General features: G+C 74.4%; 7 protein-coding genes (1 of these 7 only partly in view). 1 reads left to right on the top strand and 6 read right to left on the bottom strand.

Features of this window, described 5'->3' with window-relative positions; genetic code table 11:
* The 3 genes from ACFQH9_RS16075 to clpB all read right to left on the bottom strand — a co-directional run.
* Positions 1-201: hypothetical protein (locus ACFQH9_RS16075; RefSeq protein ID WP_379566932.1), on the bottom strand; the 201-nt coding region annotated here is incomplete at its 3' end.
* The gene (locus ACFQH9_RS16070; RefSeq protein ID WP_379566931.1) at positions 198-554 is read right to left on the bottom strand and encodes a YbaB/EbfC family nucleoid-associated protein; all 357 of its coding nucleotides are present in this window, start codon (positions 552-554) and stop codon (positions 198-200) included. The genes ACFQH9_RS16075 and ACFQH9_RS16070, both read right to left, overlap by 4 nt.
* Before the next feature lie 86 nt (positions 555-640).
* A complete protein-coding gene (gene clpB / locus ACFQH9_RS16065) occupies positions 641-3,253 on the bottom strand; it encodes an ATP-dependent chaperone ClpB (RefSeq protein ID WP_379566930.1) in 2,613 nt (870 codons plus the stop codon).
* A 681-nt stretch (positions 3,254-3,934) separates the two neighbouring features.
* Here clpB and ACFQH9_RS16060 point away from each other — a divergent pair.
* Entirely contained in the window at positions 3,935-4,411 is a 477-nt protein-coding gene (locus ACFQH9_RS16060) for a hypothetical protein (protein WP_379566929.1), read from the top strand.
* 38 nt (positions 4,412-4,449) lie between these two features.
* Here ACFQH9_RS16060 and ACFQH9_RS16055 read toward each other — a convergent pair whose 3' ends face one another.
* The 3 genes in view from ACFQH9_RS16055 to grpE are tightly spaced (at most 49 nt apart) and all read right to left on the bottom strand, a layout consistent with a single transcriptional unit that may run on beyond the window.
* Positions 4,450-4,929 (bottom strand): heat shock protein transcriptional repressor HspR, encoded by a 480-nt coding sequence (locus ACFQH9_RS16055; protein WP_379566928.1) that lies wholly within the window; start codon positions 4,927-4,929, stop codon positions 4,450-4,452.
* A gap of 16 nt (positions 4,930-4,945) precedes the next feature.
* Positions 4,946-6,151 (bottom strand): molecular chaperone DnaJ, encoded by a 1,206-nt coding sequence (gene dnaJ, locus ACFQH9_RS16050; RefSeq protein ID WP_379566927.1) that lies wholly within the window; start codon positions 6,149-6,151, stop codon positions 4,946-4,948.
* 49 nt (positions 6,152-6,200) lie between these two features.
* Positions 6,201-6,785: the 3' portion of a nucleotide exchange factor GrpE gene (grpE, locus tag ACFQH9_RS16045; protein WP_465269527.1), read on the bottom strand. It continues 78 nt past the right edge of the window; only the last 585 of its 663 coding nucleotides appear in the window; its start codon lies beyond the right edge, outside the window; its stop codon occupies positions 6,201-6,203.

Genomic DNA, 6,785 nt, shown 5'->3' with positions numbered 1-6,785 from the left:
GGCCTCGCTCGCCGCGCCGGCGAACAGGCGCCCGACCAGCCCGAACGCGTCCGCGGACAGGGCCGTCGGCCCCGGTGCCCCGCCCGCGAGCCGCCGCTCCGCCGCCTCGAGCGCGGCGGCGTGCGCCTCCAGCACCGCCGGGTCCACCGCGAACCCGCTGCCCGCCTCACCGGCACCGCCCGCACCGCCCGCGCCGCTCACCGCTGCTCCAGCAGCGGGCCGAGGGCCTCGGTCGCCCTGCAGGAGACCTCGGCGGCGGCGCTCGCCGTCGTCGCCACCACGAGCGCGGCCAGGGGGCCGCGGCCCAGCCCGTCCGCCGCCGGCCCGAACGTCAGCGCGGTCAGCGCTCCGGTGCTGTCCACCGTGGCCCGCACCGCGCCGTCGGGGCTCGCGGCGGTGGCCGTCAGCGCCGCGATCTCGGCCTGCGCGCGCTCGGCGCGCCCGCGCAGCTCCTCGATCCGGCGCCGGTAGTCGGCGAGCCAGGCCTGCCCGTCACCGGGCACACCGCTGCCGAGAACACCGCTGCCGAGAACACTGCTGCCGAGAACACTCATGGGCGCGGACCGTAGGGACCACGGTCCGCGCCCACGGCGCTTCGGACGATCACTTCACGATCGTCAACGGGCTCGTCGGTGACGTGTCAGACAGCCGCCGGCACGCCCCGCCCGACGATCAGGCCGCCGGTGCCGCCCTCGGCCGTCGGGTCGAGGTCGACGCGCACGGTGTCGCCCTCGCGGACGGTGCCGGAGAGCAGCTCCTTCGCGAGCTGGTCGCCGATCGCGGACTGCACCAGCCGGCGCAGCGGGCGGGCGCCGAAGACCGGGTCGAACCCGTTCAGCGCGAGCCACTCGCGGGCGCCCTCGGACACCTCGAGGGTGAGCCGCCGCTTCGCCAGCCGCTGCCGCAGCACGTCGAGCTGGATGTCGACGATGTGCGTGAGCTCCTCGGTCGACAGCGCGTGGAAGACCACCACGTCGTCGAGCCGGTTGAGGAACTCGGGCTTGAAGTGCCCGCGCACCACCGCCATGACGGCGTCCTTGCGGCCCTGGTCGTCGAGGGCCGGGTTCGCGATCGCCTGGCTGCCCAGGTTGGAGGTCAGCACCAGGATCGTGTTCCGGAAGTCGACGGTCCGGCCCTGGCCGTCGGTCAGCCGCCCGTCGTCGAGCACCTGCAGCAGCGTGTCGAAGACGTCCGGGTGGGCCTTCTCGACCTCGTCGAGCAGCACCACGGTGTACGGGCGGCGCCGCACGGCCTCGGTGAGCTGCCCGCCCTGGTCGTAGCCGACGTAGCCCGGAGGGGCACCGACGAGCCGGGCCACCGAGTGCTTCTCCGAGTACTCGCTCATGTCGATGCGGACCATGGCCCGCTCGTCGTCGAACAGGAACTCGGCGAGCGCCTTGGCCAGCTCGGTCTTGCCGACGCCGGTGGGGCCGAGGAACAGGAACGAGCCCGTGGGCCGGTTCTCGTCCGCGATCCCCGCCCGGGCCCGGCGCACCGCGTCGGACACCGCGCGCACGGCCTCGGTCTGACCGACGACCCGCCTGCCCAGCTCGTCCTCCATGCGCAGGAGCTTCGCGGTCTCGCCCTCGAGCATCCGGCCGGCCGGGATGCCGGTCCAGGCGCTCACGACGTCCGCGACGTCGTCCGGCCCGACCTCCTCCTTGAGCATGACCTCCTCGTGGCGCTCCACGACGGCGGTCTTCTCGGCGAGCTCCTTCTCCAGCTGCGGGATGCGGCCGTAGCGCAGCTCCGCGGCGCGGCCGAGGTCGCCGTCGCGCTCGGCGCGCTCCGACTCGCCCTTCAGCTGCTCGAGCTGCTCCTTGAGCTCGCGGGTGGCCTCGATGGCGTTCTTCTCGTTCTGCCAGCGCGCGGTCAGCGCGGAAAGCTCCTCGCGCTTCTCGGCGAGCTCGGCGCGCAGGGCCGAGAGCCGCTCCTTGGACGCCTCGTCGGACTCCTTGGCCAGCGCCATCTCCTCGATCTCCAGCCGGCGCACCGAGCGCTCGACGGTGTCGATCTCGACGGGCCGGGAGTCGATCTCCATCCGGAGCCGGGACGCGGCCTCGTCGACCAGGTCGATGGCCTTGTCCGGGAGGAACCGGGCGGTGATGTAGCGGTCCGAGAGCGTGGCCGCGGCGACCAGGGCGGCGTCGGTGATCCGCACGCCGTGGTGCACCTCGTAGCGCTCCTTGAGCCCGCGCAGGATGCCGACGGTGTCCTCGACGCTCGGCTCGCCCACCAGCACCTGCTGGAAGCGGCGCTCCAGCGCCGGGTCCTTCTCGATGTGCTGGCGGTACTCGTCCAGCGTGGTGGCGCCGACCATCCGCAGCTCGCCGCGGGCGAGCATCGGCTTGATCATGTTGCCGGCGTCCATCGCGCCCTCGCCGGTCGCGCCGGCGCCGACGATGGTGTGCAGCTCGTCGATGAAGGTGATGATCTCGCCGGCCGAGTCGGTGATCTCCTTCAGGACGGCCTTGAGCCGCTCCTCGAACTCGCCGCGGTACTTCGCGCCGGCGACCATCGAGCCCAGGTCCAGGGCGACGACGCGCTTGCCGCGCAGCGACTCGGGGACGTCGCCGGCCACGATCCGCTGGGCCAGGCCCTCGACGATCGCGGTCTTGCCGACGCCGGGCTCGCCGATCAGCACCGGGTTGTTCTTGGTGCGCCGGGACAGCACCTGCACCACGCGGCGGATCTCGGTGTCCCGCCCGATGACCGGGTCGAGCTTGCCCTCGCGGGCGCGCGCGGTCAGGTCCTGGCCGTACTTCTCCAGCGCCTGGTAGGTGCCCTCGGGGTCGGGGCTGGTCACCCGGGACGAGCCGCGGACCTTGCCGAACGCCTCGCGCAGCGCGTCGGGGGTGGCGCCGTGCCGGCGCAGCAGCTGGGCCACCGGGCCGCCCTTGTCGGCCAGGCCGACGAGGAGGTGCTCGGTGGAGACGTACTCGTCGCCCATCTCGGTGGCGAGCTGCTGGGCGGCGGTGATCGCGGCCAGGGCCTCGCGGTTGAGCTGGGGCGCGGCGACCGTCGAGCCGGAGGCCGACGGGAGCCGGTTGCCGAGCTGGGTCAGCTCGGTGCGCACGGCCGCGGCATCGGCGCCGACGGCAGCGAGCAGCGGAGCGGCGATCCCGTCCCCCTGGGCCAGCAAGGCGCCGAGCAGGTGGGTGGGACCGACGTCCGGGTTGCCGGCCAGCGCGGCTGCCTGCGCGGCGGCCGAGATCGCCTGCTGGGTCTTGGTGGTGGGGTTGAAGGAATCCATCCCCGTGTCTCCTCGGATCGTGCGGCCTCCGGGCACGTGGTGTGCCCTGTCGTACTCCTCAACGGCAGGAAAGTTGAGTCTGTTCCACTCAACGCGGGAAAATTCTACGCATCGCGCCCCCCGGGGTGCGCGCCGGCGGGGTCGCTCTCGCTCCACTCCGGCTTCGGGTCCATGGTCGACGCGGCCACACCTCCTCTCGGGCTCCCTCGCACACCGGGCGCGGCGCCGCGCATCCGCTCGGGGCCCCTCCCACAACGGCGGAGTCGGCGGCACACCTGGTCGACGGCGTGTGTCCGGACGGTTCAGGTGTGGACGGACCGAAGGGGTGTGCCGTCCTCGGACCGGCCGGCGGCCCCGGGCGACGTGACCGTCCGCGGTCGTCCCGGACACACCCGAACCGTCCGGACACACGCCGTCGACGGGGTGTGCCGACGACCTCCGCGGTGTACCCGCCGTCCCGACCGGGTGTGCGGCGATCCGGCAGGTGTGTCCGCGCTTCCGCCGGGTGTGCGGCGACCGGGCAGGCGTGCCCGTGCTCCCGTCGGGCCTGCCGCGGTCGAACGGGTGGATCCGCGGCTCCACCGGGTGTGCGCGGTCGAGCAGGTGGGCCGGGTCGTGGTCGCGAACGGGGCGGGGCCGCGATCGGGCAGGGAGCGTGATCGGCGCGCTAGCGTGCAGCGCATGGCAGAGAACGTCGTGGTGGTGACCGGTGCCGAGCCCCGGGAGGTGCTCGACGTGCTCGGCGCGCTCGACGGCGCGGGCTCGCTCGAGCTGCGGGCCGCGGCGATCGTGCACCGCGACGCCGAGGGGAGGCTCTCCCTGGACCACGAGGCGGGCGACGCGGTGTCCTTCACCGACCGGCACCCGCGCCTCGGCGCCCTGGTCACGCTGCTCCTCGGGCCGATCGACACGCTGCTGTTCGGCAACCAGCTGGTGTCCCTGTTCGGCGCCGTCGAGCAGAGCCCGGAGGAGCTCGCGATCGGGCACCTCGCGCGGACGGTGCCGGCCGGCGGCACCGCCGTGATCGCCGACGTCGACGAGCCGGACCCCGGGCTGCTCGCCGCGGAGCTGCCGGGTGCGACCGTGGCGCGGCGCCCGTACGCCGAGGTCGAGCGGGAGATCGAGGCCTCCCGCGAGGGCGCCCCCGAGAACGGCTGAACCCCGCACCACGCGGTACGGGGTCCGGCGCACGGGTCTCAGTCCTGCGGGTCGGAACGGCGGCGCGGGGCCCGTGGCTTCCACACCACGACCTGCGAGCCGCGTTCGGTCGGGACGAGGTCGCGTCGGTAGCTCTGGTGCACCATCGCGGCCGCCTGCTCGGCCGCCGCGTGCGCGGCCGCCAGCTCCTCGGTCAGCTCGTCGACCCGGGCGCGCAGCTGGTCGACCAGCTGCTCGAGCTCGATGATCCGCTTGACCCCGGCGAGGTTCACGCCCTCCTCCTGGGAGAGCCGCTGCACCTCCCGCAGCAGTGCGATGTCGCGGGCCGAGTAGCGCCGGCCGCCGCCGGGGGACCGGCCGGGGCTCACGAGCCCCAGCCGGTCGTAGCTGCGCAGGGTCTGCGCATGCAGCCCCGAGAGCTCGGCGGCGATGGAGATGACGAAGACGGGGGTGTCCTGACCCGCGCCCGGCGGCAGGGCGCCCTCGGGGCCGCCGCCCCGGTCCTCACGGTTCGGCATGTCCCCCCACCTCATCTCACCGGTCGCCCGCGAGCAGCTCGGCCCGCGGGTCGAACGCCTTCGTCGCGTCCGCGTACTCCTGCAGCGCCGTCGCCGCGGCCTCGTCGAGCCGCTGCGGGATCGCGACCTCGACGGTGACGAGGAGGTCGCCGGCGCCCTTCTTCGCCTGCACGCCGCGCCCGCGGACCCGGAAGGTCCGGCCGCTCTGGGTCCCGGCGGGGATCTTGAGCGACACGGTCCCGTCGAGCGTCGGCACGGTCAGCGTCGCACCCTGCACGAGCTCCGGGAAGGTCACCGGCACCTTCAGGGTGAGATCGTTCGGGTTCTTCGCCGAGCGTCCGAGGAGCCGGTGCGGCGTGACGCTCATCCGCACGTAGAGGTCCCCGGGCGGGCCGCCGAAGCGGCCCGGCTCGCCCTTGCCGGGCAACCGGATGCGCTGCCCGTCGTCGACCCCCGCCGGCACGCGGACGGTCAGCGTGCGCACCTTGGTGCTCACGCCGTCGCCGCCGCACTCCGGGCAGGGCTCGTCGACGACCCGACCCGTGCCGCGGCAGTCGCGGCAGGGCTCGGAGAAGGCGAACGCCCCCTGGCTCCGGCTGACCACGCCCGCGCCGCCGCAGATGGGGCACGTGTGGGATCCGGTGCCGGGCTTCGCCCCGGAGCCGTGGCAGGTGTCGCAGGTCCCGGGCGAGGAGATGTTCAGCGTCATCGTGGTGCCGCGCACCGCGTCCTCGAACGGGATCGTCAGCCTGCTCTCGACGTCCGCACCCTTCTGCGGGCGCTGGCCGCCGGAGAAGCCCCCGGCACCGCCCCCGCCGCGGGTGCCGAACAGGTTGCCGAACAGGTCGCCGAGCCCACCGGCGCCCCCCGAGCCGGTCCCCTGGCCGAACAGGTCGCCCAGGTCGAAACCCTGGGCGCCGCCCGCGCCGGGGAACCCGCCCGGGAAGCCCTGGCCGCCCGGGAAGCCGCCGGAGAACCCGCCGCCGGCGAAGAGCTTGCGGGTCTCGTCGTACTCCGCGCGCTTCTCGGGGTCGGAGAGCACGCCGTAGGCCTCGGAGACGGCCTTGAACCGCGCCTCGGCCGCGGCGTCGCCCGGATTGGCGTCGGGGTGCAGCTCGCGGGCGAGCTTGCGGTACGCCTTCTTGATGTCCGAGTCCGACGCCGAGGACGAGACGCCCAGCTCACGGTAGAAATCCTTCTCGATCCAGTCGCGCTGGGTCATCCCGCCTCCTTCCGGTGTGTCTGTCTCAACTGGTGGCCGAGGGCACGGCTCAGGCCGGGTTGGTCGGCTCGTCCGGCGACGGCGCCGGGCCCGGCTCGCCGGCCGGCGCCTGCGGCACCTCGCCGGCCGCCGGCACCTCGGACTCCGGCCGGTCGGCGACGGTCACCATCGCGGGCCGCAGCACGCGGTCCGCCATGCGGTAACCGCGCCGCAGCACCGAGGTCAGCACGGTGACCGTGGGCCCGGGGGCGTCGGCCGGCTCGTGCTGGACGGCTTCGTGCTGGGCCGGGTCGAACAGCTCGCCCTCCGCGCCGAAGGCCTCGAGCCCGAGGCGCGTCGCCACGCCGACGACCTTGTCCGCCACCGCCTTGAACGCGCCGGTCAGGTCTCCGTGCGCCTCGGCGCGGTCGAGATCGTCGAGCACGGTGAGCAGGTCGGACACGAACGAGACGCGCGCGGCCACGACCACGCCCTCCCGGTCCCGGTCCACCCGGCGCCGGTAGTTGGCGTACTCGGCCGTGACCCGCTGCAGGTCCGCCGTGCGCTCCTCGAGCTGCTTCTCCAGGTCGGCGATCCGCGGGTCGTCCAGCTGGAACTCGGACTCCGGCTCCTCACCGGGGGCGGCCCCGGCCGG

The organism is Pseudonocardia lutea (genome assembly GCF_042658055.1).
GTDB classification, from domain to species: Bacteria; Actinomycetota; Actinomycetes; order Mycobacteriales; family Pseudonocardiaceae; genus Pseudonocardia; species Pseudonocardia lutea.
Note: the sequence above shows the minus strand (reverse complement) of the source record. Positions and strands in the feature narration are given on the sequence as shown.

What these genes read in the sequence shown, in the direction of transcription:
- clpB (WP_379566930.1), bottom strand. Translation starts at nt 3,253, where the DNA reads ATGGATTCCTTCAACCCCACCACCAAGACCCAGCAGGCGATCTCGGCC.
- dnaJ (WP_379566927.1), bottom strand. Translation starts at nt 6,151, where the DNA reads ATGACCCAGCGCGACTGGATCGAGAAGGATTTCTACCGTGAGCTGGGC.
- ACFQH9_RS16055 (WP_379566928.1), bottom strand. Translation starts at nt 4,929, where the DNA reads ATGCCGAACCGTGAGGACCGGGGCGGCGGCCCCGAGGGCGCCCTGCCG.
- ACFQH9_RS16060 (WP_379566929.1), top strand. Translation starts at nt 3,935, where the DNA reads ATGGCAGAGAACGTCGTGGTGGTGACCGGTGCCGAGCCCCGGGAGGTG.
- ACFQH9_RS16070 (WP_379566931.1), bottom strand. Translation starts at nt 554, where the DNA reads ATGAGTGTTCTCGGCAGCAGTGTTCTCGGCAGCGGTGTTCTCGGCAGC.